The 15,789-nt window shown below is 63.7% G+C and carries 13 protein-coding genes; 3 read left to right on the top strand and 10 right to left on the bottom strand.

Annotated elements, in window-relative coordinates:
- Window positions 1-193 precede the first annotated feature (193 nt).
- From BX592_RS04890 to gloA, 3 genes are all read left to right on the top strand, one after another.
- Window positions 194-2,455 carry a YadA family autotransporter adhesin gene (locus tag BX592_RS04890; protein ID WP_134190537.1) on the top strand — a complete coding sequence of 754 codons (2,262 nt, stop codon included), beginning with the start codon at window positions 194-196 and terminating at the stop codon, window positions 2,453-2,455.
- Between the two features lie 365 nt (window positions 2,456-2,820).
- Window positions 2,821-3,930, top strand: a complete 1,110-nt coding sequence (locus tag BX592_RS04885) for a porin (RefSeq protein ID WP_134190749.1) — start codon at window positions 2,821-2,823, stop codon at window positions 3,928-3,930.
- 86 nt (window positions 3,931-4,016) lie between these two features.
- Window positions 4,017-4,403, top strand: coding sequence for a lactoylglutathione lyase (gene gloA, locus BX592_RS04880; RefSeq protein WP_134190536.1), 387 nt, complete (start codon window positions 4,017-4,019; stop codon window positions 4,401-4,403).
- Between the two features lie 153 nt (window positions 4,404-4,556).
- Here the strand turns inward: gloA and BX592_RS04875 are convergent, their stop codons facing one another.
- From BX592_RS04875 to BX592_RS04830, 10 genes are all read right to left on the bottom strand, one after another.
- Window positions 4,557-5,414, bottom strand: a complete 858-nt coding sequence (locus BX592_RS04875; protein ID WP_134190535.1) for a M48 family metallopeptidase — start codon at window positions 5,412-5,414, stop codon at window positions 4,557-4,559.
- 56 nt (window positions 5,415-5,470) lie between these two features.
- Window positions 5,471-6,229 (bottom strand): lysophospholipid acyltransferase family protein, encoded by a 759-nt coding sequence (locus BX592_RS04870; RefSeq protein WP_134190534.1) that lies wholly within the window; start codon window positions 6,227-6,229, stop codon window positions 5,471-5,473.
- A gap of 40 nt (window positions 6,230-6,269) precedes the next feature.
- Entirely contained in the window at window positions 6,270-6,827 is a 558-nt protein-coding gene (gene gmhB, locus BX592_RS04865) for a D-glycero-beta-D-manno-heptose 1,7-bisphosphate 7-phosphatase (RefSeq protein WP_134190533.1), read from the bottom strand.
- A gap of 11 nt (window positions 6,828-6,838) precedes the next feature.
- Complete coding sequence (glyS, locus tag BX592_RS04860; protein ID WP_134190532.1) at window positions 6,839-8,950, bottom strand: glycine--tRNA ligase subunit beta; 2,112 nt, start codon at window positions 8,948-8,950, stop codon at window positions 6,839-6,841.
- A 14-nt stretch (window positions 8,951-8,964) separates the two neighbouring features.
- Window positions 8,965-9,972, bottom strand: coding sequence for a glycine--tRNA ligase subunit alpha (gene glyQ, locus BX592_RS04855; RefSeq protein ID WP_134190531.1), 1,008 nt, complete (start codon window positions 9,970-9,972; stop codon window positions 8,965-8,967).
- A 297-nt stretch (window positions 9,973-10,269) separates the two neighbouring features.
- The gene (gene lnt / locus BX592_RS04850) at window positions 10,270-12,024 is read right to left on the bottom strand and encodes an apolipoprotein N-acyltransferase (RefSeq protein WP_134190530.1); all 1,755 of its coding nucleotides are present in this window, start codon (window positions 12,022-12,024) and stop codon (window positions 10,270-10,272) included.
- Between the two features lie 105 nt (window positions 12,025-12,129).
- Window positions 12,130-13,026, bottom strand: a complete 897-nt coding sequence (locus BX592_RS04845; protein WP_134190529.1) for an HlyC/CorC family transporter — start codon at window positions 13,024-13,026, stop codon at window positions 12,130-12,132.
- Window positions 13,027-13,359: 333 nt separating this feature from the next.
- Window positions 13,360-14,109, bottom strand: coding sequence for a gamma-glutamylcyclotransferase (locus tag BX592_RS04840; RefSeq protein ID WP_134190528.1), 750 nt, complete (start codon window positions 14,107-14,109; stop codon window positions 13,360-13,362).
- A gap of 102 nt (window positions 14,110-14,211) precedes the next feature.
- Window positions 14,212-14,673, bottom strand: a complete 462-nt coding sequence (ybeY, locus tag BX592_RS04835) for an rRNA maturation RNase YbeY (protein WP_134190527.1) — start codon at window positions 14,671-14,673, stop codon at window positions 14,212-14,214.
- Entirely contained in the window at window positions 14,670-15,770 is a 1,101-nt protein-coding gene (locus BX592_RS04830; RefSeq protein WP_134190526.1) for a PhoH family protein, read from the bottom strand. The genes ybeY and BX592_RS04830 overlap by 4 nt, the downstream gene beginning before the upstream one ends.
- Window positions 15,771-15,789: the final 19 nt, after the last annotated feature.

Here is a 15,789-nt window from a genome sequence, read left to right as displayed (position 1 = left end):
GCGCTCATTTCTTATCCTGTTCGCGTTGCATTCCTAACGAACTGTACGTGCGTGGTTTTCGGACTCGTCCTATAAGGGCATCGGTCGTCGGGTTTCTATACTTCAGCGCACTGTTACCCCAGTTCTGTTCGCAACGTATCTGATCGGAAAAATCCTGCCGGATGGTTCCGTTCAAATTATTTAGGATAAGAAAATGAATAAGAATCACCGGACCGAAAGAGTTGGGCCGAAGCCGACGCCCATTCACGTAGCGGCAATAGAAATCGGTGAAGATCGGACCGACCAATCGCGGTCACGCACGACGGTCACGGCTAGCATCGCGATGATCGCGTTGAGCCTCGCGGGTCTGTCCGCGCCGGCGACATCGTTGGCAAGCGCGATCACGATTGCGGACACGGATAAGGCAACGGGGCAAAACTGTACGACGAGCAACGCCGGCAGCGGCACCTGGTCGGTCGTCGGTGGTTGCTTTGCGAATGCGGGCGTCAAAGACGCTGCGCACAATCTCGCGGAGACGGTGGTCGGCGCATATGGCTATGTGCCGGCAAACGTGAGCTTTGCGTCGGGCTTCGGCTTTAGCAACCAGACCTACGCATACTTCGGCAGCTCAATCGGCGCGGCGGCGTATGTCGCAAGCGGCGCGAAGAACAGCGTCGCGCTCGGCACCGGCTCGGTCGCGACCGAAGCGAACACGGTCTCGCTCGGCCGCGTCGGCGACAATCCGCTGAAGGGAGCCTATGGCGACAGTGGCGACGGCAACTCATCGGATACGGCCGCGCTCAATCAGAATCTCACCGGCACGCTGACGCGGCGGTTGACGAACATGTCGGCGGGCATCAACAACACCGACGCGGTGAATGTCGGGCAGTTGAAGGCAGCAGGTCTTGCAATCGATACGTCGGGCAATCCGACCAACGCGTTCGTCGCGTATGACGACACCACGAAGGCGCGCGTCACGCTAGCCGGTGGCACGGCAGGCACGACTATCACGAACCTGGCGCCGGGTGTGGTCAGCGCGGGCAGCAGGGATGCGATCAATGGCTCGCAACTGTACAACTCGGCGTCCAGCATCGCGTCGGCGCTCGGTGGCGGCTCGATCGTCAATGGCGAAGGCGGCATTACGATGCCCAGATACAACGTGGGTGGCGATACGGTGATCGGCGTCGATGGCGCGGTCGATGCGCTCGACCAGCGCATCACCGACGCATCGTCGGCGGCGGCCGATATTTCGTCGAAGCTGAAGTACATCAAGTTCGGCGAAACGACCGCGCAGGATGCGACCGCGTCGGGTGTCAATGCAGTGGCAATTGGCGGTTTTGCTCAGGCAACTGGCGACAACTCGCTGGCAATCGGTGCGAATGCGCGTGCGACGGGCGTCAATTCGATCGCGATCGGCGCGGGCTCGTCGACGAATCTGAACAACACGTTCGCAGTGGGCTCGAATACGGCGAAGCGGCGCATCGTCAACGTCGCGGACGCGGTGAACTACAGCGACGCGGTGACGCTCGGCCAGATGAACGCGGCGATCGCGGCCGCTATTCCGACGTCGGGCGGCGACGTCAGCAACGGCACGCTGCTGCGCGCATCGGCCGTGAGAGCCAGCGCCGGTGCGGCGCCGCAAGCGGCTCTCTCCGACTCACTCGCTTACGACAGCGAAGCGCATGATCGGGTGACGCTCGGCGGCGTGGGCAGCAACGGACATGTGCGGCTGACCAATCTGCAGGACGCGGATCTGACGGCTACCAGTACCGATGCGGTCACGGGCGAGCAACTCTTCGCGACGAACCAGCAGGTCGCGGCGCTCGGTCAGGCGGTGCAGAATTTTGGCGCGAACGGCACGACCTATATTTCCGCGAGTACGGTGAGCGGCGCCGCGACAGCCGCGGGTTCGAACTCGCTGGCAGTCGGAGGGGGCGCGAAAGCGTCCGGCAACGACTCAACCGCGCTCGGTGACCGCGCGCAGGCGGCCGGTTCCGCGTCGGTTGCGCTCGGTTCTCAGGCGAGCGCGACCGCGAACAATTCGGTTGCATTAGGTGCGAACTCGGTAGCGAGCCGCGACAACACCGTGTCCGTAGGCGCGCCCGGCGCGGAGCGCCAGATCGTCAACATTGCGGCAGGCGTGCAGGGCAGCGATGCGGTGAACGTCAATCAGCTGAACGCGGCGGTCGCGCATACGAACCAGCAAATTTCCGGTTTGCAAGGCCAGATCAATGACGTCGCGAAAGGCGCAAACGCGGGCACCGCAGCCGCGATGGCGGTCGCGGGCTTGCCGCAGCCGACACAGCCCGGCAAGGCGATGGTTGCGTTCGCGGGCGCGCGCTACGGCGGGCAGTCGGGCGCCGCATTCGGCGCATCGTACGTGACGCAGAACAACAAGTTTGTGGTGAAGCTGTCGGGCAACACCAGCACGAACGGTAATGTCGGCGTGGTAGCGGGCGCGGGTTTCCAGTGGTGATGCCTGCGTTGTGACAGGGGCGCGCGGCGATGGAAGGCCGCGCGGTCCGTTGTTTCCTCGAGCGCGTGCGTCGATCGTCTGACGCGCGCGCTTCGCTTTGCTCGCATCTCTCATCCCGCATTCACTTCACCGTGTGACATTCCGTCACTCACTCCGCGCAGCATCGGACAGCCGTCCCGGCTGCAACCGCCTGGCCGCGTCGCGCGCCTTTCATTTTTCGCACATTCCGCCTTACGTCAGGCATTATTCTGCGGACTCCGCAGTTTGCCTCGACGTTTTCCCGCATACAGAACGCATTCAGCCCGCATAAGCACGTCCCGCACCAAAAAGGAGACGGCATCGTGAAGGACCGCAGGTGGACAGTCATGCTGTCGCTGGCGTCGACGCTATCGGTATTGTCGTCGCTGGCGAGTTCGCCATCGCATGCGCAGTCGAGCGTCACGCTGTACGGTATCGTCGATGAAAGCGTCCGCTATCTGACGCATACCAGCAAAGCCGGCGCATCGACCATCGGGCTCGGTAACGGTGGGATGAGCGAGAGCCGCTGGGGCCTCCGGGGCATTGACGATCTCGGTGGCGGTTGGACCGCTTTCTTCAGGCTCGAGAACCGCTTCTACATCAACAGCGGGCAAAGCGACACGACATTGCCATTCTTCAACGAAGCGCAAGTGGGCGTGCAGTCGTCATCGTATGGAAAGCTTATCTTCGGCCGGCAGCCTAACGTGCTGATCGAGGGCATCACGATAGGCGGCTATGGCAGTAATCCGTGGATTCCCTACGACTTCAGTTTCCAGCCCGAAGTGACGATGTCCGGTGGCATCTGGACCAGCAACCAGGTGCAGTATCAGGCGCGCTTTGCCGGCGTGACGTTCGCCGCCGCGTATGCGTTTGGCGGCGTCGCGGGCCACATGTCATACGGCTCGCAATACGGCGCCGCTGCCGCGTGGTCGCCGAAAGGCGGCCCGGTGAACCTCGGCGGCGCGTATGAAGAAACGCGCGATTCGCTCAACGGCAGTACCGCGAAAGCCTGGACGTTCGGCGGCGCGTTCGTGTGGGACGGCACGCGCGCGGCACTCGGCTATATCGTCAATCGCAACGACCCCGGCTTTTCGAACTTCGCGAACGGGCCGTTCACCGCGCCGGTGCTCGCCGCGCTCAAGTACACCGATTTCTCGCGGCGTCAGATGATATTCGGCGGCATCACGCAGGCCCTCGGCGGTGCGTGGCATGTCGCGCTGAACGTATGGCGCACGCTGCAGGACGGCAAAACCGATGCGCAGGACGGCTCCGCATGGCAGTATCAGATCGTCGCTGACTATAGCCTTTCGAAGCGCACCGACGTGTATGTCGAAGCGGACTACGCGCTCTATCGGGGCGACCTGATCGGCGCGCAGCTACAGGGCGTCAACAGCGTCGGGCTCGCGCAGAAGAGCACGCAGATCGGCCTGATGGCGGGTTTGCGGCACCTGTTCTGAGTCTGATCGGGTTGCCGAGGCGTCAGCGAGCGCGCGACTTTTTCGGTACATTTACGTCCTCGACATCACGCAATCAGGAGTTCACGATGCGCTTTCTCCACACGATGCTTCGCGTCGGCAACCTGGACCGCTCGATCAAGTTCTACACCGAGCTTCTCGGCATGAAAGTGCTGCGCCGCCAGGACTATCCGGATGGAAAATTCACGCTGGCGTTCGTCGGTTACACCGATGAACGCGACGGCACGGTCATCGAGCTGACGCACAACTGGGATACTGAATCGTACGATCTGGGTACGGCGTTCGGCCACCTCGCGATCGAAGTCGAAGACGCGTACGCCGCGTGCGAAAAGATCAAGGCACAGGGCGGCACCGTGGTGCGCGAAGCCGGCCCGATGAAACATGGCACGACAGTGATCGCGTTTATCACCGACCCGGATGGCTACAAGATCGAGTTCATTCAGAAGAAGTCTTGATCGCGAGGCGCGTTGCATCACTTTGCACCGCGTCGCACTGCGGCAAGCGGTAGCACGCGGCTGCTTCCGCTCACGCTCGAACGCACGCAGGCGCGTTACGCGCCCGCGTGCGCTACCGCGCGGCGCGATGGCCGCCGCGTATCAGGCATCGCTCTACAACGCCGGCAGCAACTCCGGCGGATGATGCTTGAGCGTCTGCCGCGCTTCGCGGAATTCGGGGAAAATCGATTCGACGGTTTGCCAGAAGCGCGGGCTATGGTTCATCTCACGCAAGTGCGCAAGTTCATGCGCGACGACATAGTCGATGATCGACACCGGGAAGTGAATCAGCCGCCAGTTCAGGCGAATCTTGCCGTCGCTCGAACAGCTTCCCCAGCGCGTCGCCGCCGACGATAGCGCATACGCGCGGTAGTTCACACCCAGTTTTTCCGCGTAAATATCGAGGCGTTCGCCGAACAGCCGCTTCGCCTCGCTCTGCAGCCAGCCTTGCACGCGGTCCTTGATCTGCTGCGGGTCCGCCTGCATCGGCAACGGCAGCGCAAGCGACGCCTGCTGCGCATCGAATAGCAGCGTGCCATGCGGCGCACCAAGCGTCACGCTTACCGGATGCCCCAGATAAGGCACCTGCGCGCCATCTTTCCAGTCGACGCGCGGCAACGCACGCTGCTCGACGCGCGTCTGCCATTCGGTGAGCTTCGTGAAAATCCAGCGCTGTTTTTCCGTGATCGCGGTTTCGATATCGGTCAGCGTGACCCAACGCGGCGCGGTGATGGTGAGACCGCTGCCATCGATCGCAAAGCCGATCGAGCGGCGCGACGAGCGCTTCAGGTAGTAGTACAGCGAACGTGCGCCCAGCGTAATGTGGCGCAGCTTCGTGCCATCGGGCGCAAGAGGCACCGCCGGCGACGGCTGCGGCGGTGAGTCGGGCTTGCCGGGCGCTTCGAAGAGCGGCAGATCGAGTTGCCGGCTATCGAGCGCCGCAGCGGGTTGCGGCTTGGAAGACTTCTGCATCGGACTCGCTTCACGCTAATACGCCGTCTCGATGATGAAGAGGCGGCGTGCACGCGTCAGATTTGCGCGGCGGCAGGCGCATTGTGCCCGGCGCCATAAGCGGCAGGATCGATGCGGCGCATCTCGGCTTCGATCCATGTTTCGACGCGCATGTTCACTTCATCGGGCGTGAGCCCGCGCGTGTCGATCGGCTTGCCAATCGACACCGTGACTATACCCGGATATTTGATAAACGAGTTGCGAGGCCACACACGTCCCGCGTTATGGGCGATCGGCACGACCGGCGCGCCCGCTGCGACTGCGAAACGCGCGCCGCCGGTTTTGTACTTGCCTTGCTTGCCGGTCGGCGTGCGCGTGCCTTCGGGAAACATGATGACCCACGCGCCTTCTTCCATCCGGTGCTTGCCCTGCTTCGTCACCGATACGAAAGCATGCTTTCCTTCCTTGCGATTGATGTGGACCATCTTCAGCATGCCAAGCGCCCAGCCGAAGAACGGCACGTACAGCAATTCGCGCTTGAACACATAGCACAGCGGCCGCGGCATCAGCGCGGGAAACGCGATGGTTTCCCACGCGGACTGATGCTTCGACAGCAGCACCGCGGGGCCGTCCGGCAGGTTCTCCCTGCCTTGCACCGTATAGCGGATGCCGCCGACGCCGCGCAGCACCGCGACCACCGTGCGGCACCAGCCGACCGCCATCCAGTAGCGCCGGTCCGCATGCATGAACGGAAACGCGATGAAGCACGCGGTCGCGTACGGCGCCGTGAAGACGATGAAGAAGACGAACAGCAACAAAGAGCGTATAAAGCGCATCGGTCAATTCAACGAGTATGGATGATGCGCCGTGTGCGCATCACTCCTGTTCTTCGGCAAGGTAGTCGAGGGCGAACGCGCGCAGGTCGTCGTGCACGCGCGTGCCTTCGGGAAGGCCGCCCGCGGCCAAGGTGTCGCGGCCTTTACCGGTCAGCACGAGATGCGGCGTAAAACCGAGCGCGGCGGCCGCTTGCAGGTCGCGCAGCGAATCGCCGACCGCGGGCGTGCCCTTCGGCTCGACGTCGTAGCGCTCGGCGATCATCTTCAGCATGCCGGGCTTCGGTTTGCGGCATTCGCATTGATCTTCGGCCGTATGCGGACAGAAGAAGATCGTGTCGATGCGCGCGCCGACCGTCGCGGCCATCCGGTGCATCTTCTCGTGCATCGCGTTGAGTGCGGCCATGTCGAACAGACCGCGCCCGATACCGGACTGGTTCGTCGCGATCGCGACGCGGTAGCCGGCCTGATTGAGTCGTGCGATCGCCTCGAGACTGCCGGGCAGCGCGACCCATTCATCCGGCGACTTGATAAACGCGTCTGAATCGACGTTGATCACGCCGTCGCGGTCCAGCACCACCAGTTTCTTTGCGCTAGCCATGGCGTGGGCGCTCAGGCGGCGAGCCGCGAAATGTCGGCGACGCAGTTCATCTGCTGATGCAGCGCGCCGAGCAGAGCCAGACGGTTTGCTCGCAATGCAGGATCTTCCGCGTTGACCATCACGTCGTTGAAGAATGTGTCGACCGGTTCGCGCAGCGCCGCAAGTGCGGACAGCGCACCTGTGTACTTGCGCTGCGCGAGCTGCGACTGCACGCGCGGCGTAACCTGTTCGAGCTGCGCGTGCAGCGCCTTTTCAGCGCTTTCGACCAGCAGCGCCGCTTGCACGACCGCGTCGGCGCCGTTGGCCGCGATGCCCTCGGATTTTTTCAGGATGTTCGAGATCCGCTTGTTGGCCGCGGCCAGCGATGCTGCTTCAGCCAGCGCCGCGAATTCACGCACCGCATCGAGACGGGCGACGATGTCGTCAAGGCGCGTGGGACCGAGCGCGAGCACCGCATCGATCTCACCGATGCCGTAGCCGCGCTCGCGCAGCAGGCCGCGCAAGCGGTCCATAAAGAACTCGTACAGCGCGGCCGTCGAATCGGCGACGTTCGGGATCGCGGCGAACTGTCTGTACGCGGCGCGCAGCAATTCGACCAGATCGACCGGCAACTGCTTTTCAATCAGAATGCGCAGTACGCCCAGCGCATGGCGACGCAGTGCGAACGGGTCTTTCTCTCCGGTCGGGTGCAGCCCGATGCCCCAGATGCCGACTAGCGTTTCGAGCTTGTCCGCGAGGGCAACCGTCGTGCCGGTCGCGGTCGCGGGCAGCGCGTCGCCTGAGAAGCGCGGCTGGTAGTGCTCGGAACACGCGAGCGCGACATCTTCGGGCTCGCCGTCGTGGCGCGCATAGTAGGTGCCCATCGTGCCCTGCAGCTCGGGGAACTCGCCGACCATGTCAGTGAGCAGGTCGGCTTTCGCGAGGCGCGCGGCGCGCTTCGCGAGCGCGACGTCGCCGCCCGTCAGCGCGGCGATCTCACCGGCGAGTGCTTCGATGCGCTCAACCCGCTGCAGCGCGCTGCCGAGCTTGTTGTGATACACGACGTTCGCCAGCAGAGGCACGCGGTCCGCGAGCGGCTTTTTCTTGTCCTGTTCGAAAAAGAACTTCGCGTCAGCCAGACGCGGGCGCACCACGCGCTCATTGCCTTCGATAATGTCGTCCGGCGTGTCGGTCTCGATGTTCGAGACAATCAGAAAGCGCGAGCGCAGCTTGCCGTTGGCATCGGTGAGCGCGAAATACTTCTGGTTCGTTTGCATCGTGAGGATCAGGCATTCCTGCGGCACCTGCAGGAATTCATCCTCGAAGCGGCATGCATAGACAACCGGCCATTCGACCAGCGACGTCACTTCGTCGAGCAGCGCATCGGGCATCACCACCTGGTCGCCGTTCGCGTGCGCGAGCAGATGCGAGCGAATCACGTTCTTGCGGTCCGCGAAGTGCGCGATCACATGGCCCCTGTCGCGCAGGGTTTGCGCATACGCGTCCGCATGCTGGATCTGTACGAAGCCTTCGGACAGGAATCGATGGCCGAGCGTGGTGTCGTCCGCATCGATGCCGAATGCGCTGACCGGCACGATCTGGTCTTCGTGCAGCACCGTGAGCCGATGCACGGGGCGCACGAACTGCACGTTGGTGCCGTCCGGGCGCTGATAGGTCATCACCTTCGGAATGGGCAGCTTCGCCAGCGTTTCGTCGAGCGCGGTCTGCAGGCCTTCGGCGAGCGTCGCGCCGGGCGCTGCATAACGCAGGAAGAACGCCTCGGCCTTGCCGTCCGATGCGCGTTCAAGATTGCTCACGGAGAAGTCCGGGAAGCCGAGCGCGGCGAGCTTCTTCGCCAGCGGCGCGGTGGGCTGGCCGTTCGCATCGAGCGCGACCGACACCGGCAGCACTTTTTCGCGCACGTGTTTTTCCGGCGCGACCGCGCGCACGTTGTTGATGGTGACCGCGAGGCGCCGTGGCGTCGCATGGCGTTCGAACGACAGTTCGCCGTCGATCAGATCGCGCGCCGCGAGGCGCTGCGCAATGCCTTCGGCGAAGGCATCGCCGAGGCGCGCGAGCGCTTTCGGCGGGAGCTCTTCGGTGAGCAACTCGACGAGCAGGGTGGCGTGATGGGAGTGCGTCATGTGTTCTTGTCTCGTCATTCTTTGTCGAAGCTCGGCTCGATTTTCAGCGGCGGCGCCCATGCGGGCTTCGCGGCTTCCTGTTCGTCGGTTTCGAGACCGGGTACCGCGTGCACTGGATCGCCGAGCATCGGGAAACCGAGCTTCTCGCGCGATTCGTAGTAAGCCTGCGCGACGAAGCGCGACAGATTGCGGATGCGACCGATATACGCCGCGCGCTCGGTGACCGAGATCGCGCCGCGCGCATCGAGCAGGTTGAACGTATGCGCGGCCTTCAGCACCAGTTCGTACGCGGGCAGCGGCACCTGCGCTTCGATCATCCGCTTCGCTTCGCTTTCGTAGCTGTTGAAGAACGTGAACAGCAGTTCGACGTTCGCGTGTTCGAAGTTATACGTCGACTGTTCGACTTCGTTCTGGTGATACACGTCGCCATAGGTGAGGCGACGCAGTGCCGGGCCGTTCGGACCTTGTTCTTCCCACTCGGTCCAGGTCAGGTCGTAGACGTTCTCGACCTTTTGCAGATACATCGCGAGACGCTCGAGCCCGTAGGTGATTTCGCCGAGCACCGGTTTGCAGTCGAGGCCGCCAACCTGCTGGAAGTACGTGAACTGCGTGACTTCCATGCCGTTTAACCACACTTCCCAGCCGAGACCCCATGCGCCTAACGTCGGATTCTCCCAGTCGTCCTCGACGAAGCGCACATCGTTTTGCTTCAGATCGAAGCCGAGTGCTTCGAGCGAGCCGAGGTAAAGATCGAGGATGTCTTCGGGTGCCGGCTTCAACACGACCTGGTACTGGTAGTAGTGCTGCAGGCGGTTCGGGTTCTCGCCATAGCGGCCGTCCTTCGGGCGGCGCGACGGCTGCACATAGGCGGCCCGCCACGGCTCTGGGCCGATTGCGCGAAGGAACGTATGGACGTGCGAGGTGCCCGCGCCGACTTCCATGTCGATCGGCTGGAGCAGCGCGCAACCCTGCTTGTCCCAGTAGGACTGCAGCGTCAGGATGATTTGCTGAAACGTGAGCATGAAGTGCCTTTCCGGCGGGAAGTGCGGCGCGCGTGTGAATCGCCGCGGGACGACCGCTGCATCGCGCCGGTCGGGGCGGTGGGTCGTCGCGCGGCCCGGTGCTAAAAGCGTGAATTTTACCGGATTGCGGTTGGGTTGAGAGGTTCGGCGGGGCTCGCGGAGGCGGCTATGCGGTTTGTGTCCGGTTCATGCGCTGCCGGTCGCACCGGTTGGTGTTCGGTTCTCCGCGCAGATCGCGCTTATTTCACCACGCAGCTCACCGTTTGGTTCGGGCTCAGTTCACCGCTAGCTCACCGTTCATCGCACCGAGTCGCCGTTGCTATTCTGATCGGCGTGCTTCGCGTCCCCGGCTGCTTTCCTGCCGTTCCGGTCCACGCGCGACGGACCAAACGCAAAGCCGAACGCGAGCAGCAACAGCGACACCGCAAGCACAGTGTTATTGCCGCTCGTCACGTACGGCGTGTTGCCCGTCGTGCCCTGGATCGTTACATCGAGCGAGCCTTGTGTGAACGGCGGCAGCCGCGCGATCACATTGCCGCGTGCATCAATCGCGGCCGTCGTGCCGGTGTTGGTCGCGCGCAGCATCGGCCGGCCGGTTTCGAGCGAACGCATCCGCGCGATCTGCAGATGCTGGTCGAGCGCAATCGTATTGCCGAACCACGCGAGGTTGGTCGAGTTGATCAGCACGCCGGCCGGCGTTGCGTTCTCGCGTACCGTGCGCGCGATCTCTTCGCCGAAGATGTCTTCGTAGCAGATATCGACCGACACCGGCTGGTTATGCACGGTAAATGGCTTTTGCACCGGCGCACCTCGCGCAAAGTCGCCAAGTGGAATGCTCATCAAATTGACGAACCAGCGAAAGCCCCATGGCACGAATTCGCCGAACGGCACCAGATGATGTTTGTCGTAGCGATACACGTTGTTCGTATTCGGCGTGATGCCGAACAGGCTATTCGTATAGTTGACGACGCGGCCTTCCGGCGTGATCTCACCGCCGATCGCACCAAACAGGATCGACGTGCCGGTCGAATCGGCGAACTGACGAATCGCGACTGCGAACGCGTTCGGCACGTCCTGCGCGAGCACCGGAATCGCGGTTTCCGGCGTGACGATCAGATCCGCGGGCTTTGCGGTGATCATTTGCTGATACTCGTTGATCGCCGCGTTCACCCCCGCCTGTTCGAATTTCATCTCCTGCTTCACGTTGCCTTGCAGCAGCCGGACATTGAGCGTGGCGTTCGCAGGCTGCGTCCACGACACAAGCGGCAGCAGCAGGCCTGCGGCGATCAGCGCAACGGCGATGATGGCCGGCGCCGCGCTGCGGGCAATGCTCGACTGACGGGTTCCGCGTGCGCCGCTGGCACCGCCGGCGGCCGTCGCACTGCTTTTGCCGAACGCACGCAGCAACGCCTGCGCGATCAGCGCGGCCGTCAGTGCGAGCACCCAGCCGACGCCGTACACACCCGCAAGCGGCGCAAAGCCGGCAAACGGCCCGTCCACTTGCGCATACCCGCTCGCAAGCCACGGAAAGCCGGTGAATACGGTGCCGCGCAGCCATTCGCCGAGCGCCCATGCGCTGGCGAATGCGAATGCGCCGTGCCAGGTCGGCGAGAATGGCGTGTCGTCGGCTTTGCCGTTGCGCGCATGTCCCGCGCAAAACGACCACACGCCGGCCGCGAAGGCCGGATACAACGCGAGATACATCGAGAACAACACAAGCGCGGCACCCGCGAGCGGCGCGGGCATGCCGCCGTAGTCGTGCATGCTCACATACAACCACCAGACACCCGTCACGAAGTTGCCGAAGCCGAATGCGAAGCCAGTCAGCGCGGCGCTCTTCCAGCCGGTCGCGCGCGTGAGCCAGGCATAGAAAAAAACGAAGATCGCGAGACCGAGCCAGCCGCCATGCGGCGTCGGCGCAAACGACAGCGTATTGAACGCCCCCGCGGCGAGCGCCGCAAGATAGTGCCAACGTGGTAATGTGCGGCCGCCCGCTGCGGCTTCGTCGGGCGTCACGCCGCGGCGCAGACGGGAAGAAATCGGGTCGGCCATCGTTCTACTTTCGTTCGGTTCTTTGCGTTCGGCTGCGGTTGAATGGCGCGCGCGGTTGCGTGGGGTTGCGTAGGTTGCGTTCGACAGGCAAAGCGAACGGGACAATCAGGTCTGCACGTGCTGGGCGTCGCGTTCGCGCTGGCCCGCGAGCGGGTCCTTGCGCACCAGCAGCATGTGGATTTGCCGCGCGTCGGCGCGCAGCACTTCGAAGATCAGGTCGCCGAGGCGCACTTTCTCGCCGCGATGCGGCACACGCCCGAAGTGGTGCGTGACGAGGCCGCCGATCGTATCGACTTCTTCGTCGGAAAAATGCGTGTCGAATTCTTCGTTGAACTGCTCGATCTCGGTAAGCGCGCGCACGCGGTAGCGACCATCCGGCGATGCGATGATATTGCCGCTTTCCTCGTCGAAGTCGTATTCGTCTTCGATGTCGCCGACGATCTGCTCGAGCACGTCTTCAATCGTAATCAGCCCGGCGACACCACCGTACTCGTCGACGACGATCGCAATGTGATTGCGGTTCACGCGAAAGTCATGCAGCAGCACGTTCAGGCGCTTCGACTCCGGAATGAACACCGCGGGCCGCAGCATGCCGCGCACGTCGAATTCTTCCTCCGCGTAGTAGCGCAGCAGGTCTTTCGCGAGCAGCACGCCGATCACGTTGTCGCGGTTGCCTTCGTAGACCGGATAGCGCGAGTGCGCTTTTTCCAGCATGAACGGGATGAAATCAGCGGGCGTGTCCGCGATATTGATCGCGTCCATTTGCGCGCGGGGCACCATGATGTCGCGCGCACTGAGTTCGGACACCTGGAACACGCCTTCGATCATCGACAGCGAATCGGCGTCGATCAGGTTGCGCTCGTGCGCGTCCTGCAGGATTTCGAGGAGTTCGCCGCGGGAGTCAGGCTCGGGCGAGATGAAGTCGGTCAATCGCTCGAGCAGCGAGCGTTTTTCGGCGGGTTTGTCGCTGGTGGATCGTCGACTGGGATACGTGTCGTTCATGGTGGTGCGCCCGGCTGGGCCCGGCGCGCTGTTGCAGAGTGTTAAGGATACACCACGCGCATGGCAGGTCCGTGTCCCGCCGTGCATGCGCTCGCGGCAGGCGGTTGCGGGTTTGTGCACGGACGTTCGCAGTTGCCTGCGGTGTCCGACCGGCGGCGAAGCCTGGAGCGGTGTGCGCGTGGCGATGCATTCGACGGTTTCATCGTAACGGATAAATGCGATGCGTGAAGGGTAAGAGCAGCCAAAAGCGGGGTAAAAGCGGGACAGCAGGGAATATTTAATGTGACGTAAGGGGACGTTGCGGCGCAGTCGGTGCGTGTCAGGTGGTGGCTGTCACCGGCCGGTGCCTGTCTTGTGCGCCGGTTCGATGGTTTCCCCGCCGGTTGTGCCGCGTGCGTCGGGCTGGCGCGCGGCTGGCGTTGCCTCGCGCTTGCAGCGCGCAAGCAAGGCTTCGAGCGAGCGGTCGGGCATGCCGCTGTTGCGCAGCGCGTCGACCGTGCGGCTCACATAGTCGAGCGTCGTGCCGTACCGGCCACACGCGCAGTCGAACACGGCGCGGACCACGTCGTCCGACAGCTTGCCGGTGTAACTCGGCACGTCGCGCCGCATCACGAACGCGAGCGCGTCGACGCGCCGGCCATCGGCGAGCACGCACGGCAGCCACGCTGGCCGGTACGAGCCCAGCGCCATTTCACGGCGCCATAGCGCCTCGAGGTGCGGTTGCGCGCCTTCGGCGGCGAGGCGAAACGCGATGCCGCTGCACGAGCCGCCGCGGTCGAGCGCGAGCACGAGACCCGGCTGCTCAGGCGTGCCGCGGTTCACGCGCGACCACAGGTAAAGGCCGCGGTGGTAGCCGTGCACACGCGAGCGAATCGCTTCCGCGGTCGGCAGACCGGGGTTCCAGATCAGCGAGCCATAGCCGAACAGCCACAGATCGGTCGCGCGATCCCATCGGGCCAACGTGTCATCGATCGATGCGCGCAATTCGTCATCCGACAGCAGCCGCGATTCGCCGAGCGCCGGCGGATAGCTGGGGCGGTCATGCGTGCTGGGCGGTGCGGAGTCGGGATGACGGACAGTCACGGTCGGTGGCAGGTTAGGCGGCGCGTCGGGTATCGGATAAGCGGCGGCTCGCTGCGGTTGGACAGTTCATCACGGCATTGACGGCAACGGGCGGTATTTGCTTTACCGGTAGGGATCAGGAAAACCAAGGCCGGCCAGCACCTGCGTTTCGATGGCTTCCATTTCCTGCGCATCCGCGTCGTTCTCGTGATCGTAGCCCTGAGCATGCAGGGTACCGTGAACCAAAAGATGCGCATAGTGCGCGGCGAGCGGTTTGCGCTGCTCGGCCGCTTCCTTTTCGACGACCGGACAGCACAGGATCAGATCGCCGCTGACTGGATCGTCCTCCGATTCCGCATACGCAAAAGTCAGCACGTTGGTCGCGTAGTCCTTGCCGCGGTACGTGCGGTTCAGCGTGCGGCCTTCGTCCGCATCGACGAAGCGCACGGTCAGTTGCGCGTCGGCGAAAAGCGCGGCCTTGATCCAGCTTGCGACACTCGCGCGCGGCAGCAGGGCCTTGTGTTCGGGCCATGCCTTCGCGGCGGGGAATTGCAGATTCAACGACAGTTTTGGCGCGCGGTTCATGCGGGCGAGCGGCGAGAAGCGTTGGCGTCCGCTGCGCTGTCCTCCTGCTTCGAGTGCGCGTCGTAGGCTTCGACAATCCGCGCAACCAGCGGATGACGCACGACGTCCGCGCTGGTAAAACGCGTGAGCGCAATACCGCGCACATTCGACAGCACCTGCTGCGCTTCGATCAGCCCGCTTTTCTGGCCGCGCGGCAAGTCGATCTGCGTCGTATCGCCGGTCACCACCGCCTTCGAGCCGAAGCCGATCCGCGTGAGGAACATCTTCATCTGCTCGGGCGTCGTGTTCTGCGCTTCGTCGAGGATGATGAACGCATGGTTCAGCGTGCGGCCGCGCATATAGGCAAGCGGCGCGATCTCGATCATCTGCCGTTCGAACATCTTCGCAGTCTTGTCGAAGCCGAGCAGGTCGTACAGCGCGTCGTACAGCGGCCGCAAATACGGGTCCACCTTCTGCGCGAGGTCGCCCGGCAGGAAGCCGAGCCGCTCGCCGGCTTCGACCGCGGGCCGCGTCAGCACGATGCGCTTCACCTGGTCGCGCTCGAGCGCGTCGACTGCGCACGCGACCGCGAGATACGTCTTGCCGGTGCCGGCAGGTCCGACGCCGAAGGTCACATCGTGCGAGACGATCTGCTTCAGATATTCGCGCTGCGCGGGCGTGCGGCCGCGCAGGTCGGCGCGCCGCGTGTACAGCTTCGGACCATGCTCTTCGATCTCTTCCTCCGCGCCATCATGCGCGGGTTCGTCGAACGGATGGTCCGGATCGCCGCGAAAGCGCGGGTCCAGTTCGTCGTCGCCGTTCGGGGAGCGGATCGGGCGGGTGCCATTGCCCGGATGACGCGATTCGACGAGCGCAAGCTGGATATCGTCGACCGACAGCGGGTCGCGCGCATTGTTGTAGAAGTTTTCGAGCGCGGTGAGCGCCACCTTCGCGCCGCGCCCGCGGATGCTGATCCGATGGCCGCGGCGTTGCAGCGTCACATCGAGTGCCTGTTCGATCTGCCGCAAGTTTTCGTCGAGCGGACCGCAGAGGTTGGCGAGCCGCGCATTGTCGTCGCGCGGTGCAGTGAATTCCAGTTGTTGCTGAGTGGTCTTCAAGGCGATGGTTCGATCCTGT

It is taken from the genome of Paraburkholderia rhizosphaerae (assembly GCF_004366595.1).
Lineage (GTDB): Bacteria > Pseudomonadota > Gammaproteobacteria > Burkholderiales > Burkholderiaceae > Paraburkholderia > Paraburkholderia rhizosphaerae.
This window is presented reverse-complemented; position numbering and strand designations above follow the sequence as displayed.

Coding starts and splice junctions, on each gene's coding strand:
- BX592_RS04845 (WP_134190529.1), bottom strand. CDS start 13,026: ATGAACGACACGTATCCCAGTCGACGATCCACCAGCGACAAACCCGCC.
- gmhB (WP_134190533.1), bottom strand. CDS start 6,827: ATGGCTAGCGCAAAGAAACTGGTGGTGCTGGACCGCGACGGCGTGATC.
- glyQ (WP_134190531.1), bottom strand. CDS start 9,972: ATGCTCACGTTTCAGCAAATCATCCTGACGCTGCAGTCCTACTGGGAC.
- gloA (WP_134190536.1), top strand. CDS start 4,017: ATGCGCTTTCTCCACACGATGCTTCGCGTCGGCAACCTGGACCGCTCG.
- BX592_RS04870 (WP_134190534.1), bottom strand. CDS start 6,229: ATGCGCTTTATACGCTCTTTGTTGCTGTTCGTCTTCTTCATCGTCTTC.
- ybeY (WP_134190527.1), bottom strand. CDS start 14,673: ATGAACCGCGCGCCAAAACTGTCGTTGAATCTGCAATTCCCCGCCGCG.
- glyS (WP_134190532.1), bottom strand. CDS start 8,950: ATGACGCACTCCCATCACGCCACCCTGCTCGTCGAGTTGCTCACCGAA.
- lnt (WP_134190530.1), bottom strand. CDS start 12,024: ATGGCCGACCCGATTTCTTCCCGTCTGCGCCGCGGCGTGACGCCCGAC.
- BX592_RS04890 (WP_134190537.1), top strand. CDS start 194: ATGAATAAGAATCACCGGACCGAAAGAGTTGGGCCGAAGCCGACGCCC.
- BX592_RS04885 (WP_134190749.1), top strand. CDS start 2,821: ATGCTGTCGCTGGCGTCGACGCTATCGGTATTGTCGTCGCTGGCGAGT.
- BX592_RS04875 (WP_134190535.1), bottom strand. CDS start 5,414: ATGCAGAAGTCTTCCAAGCCGCAACCCGCTGCGGCGCTCGATAGCCGG.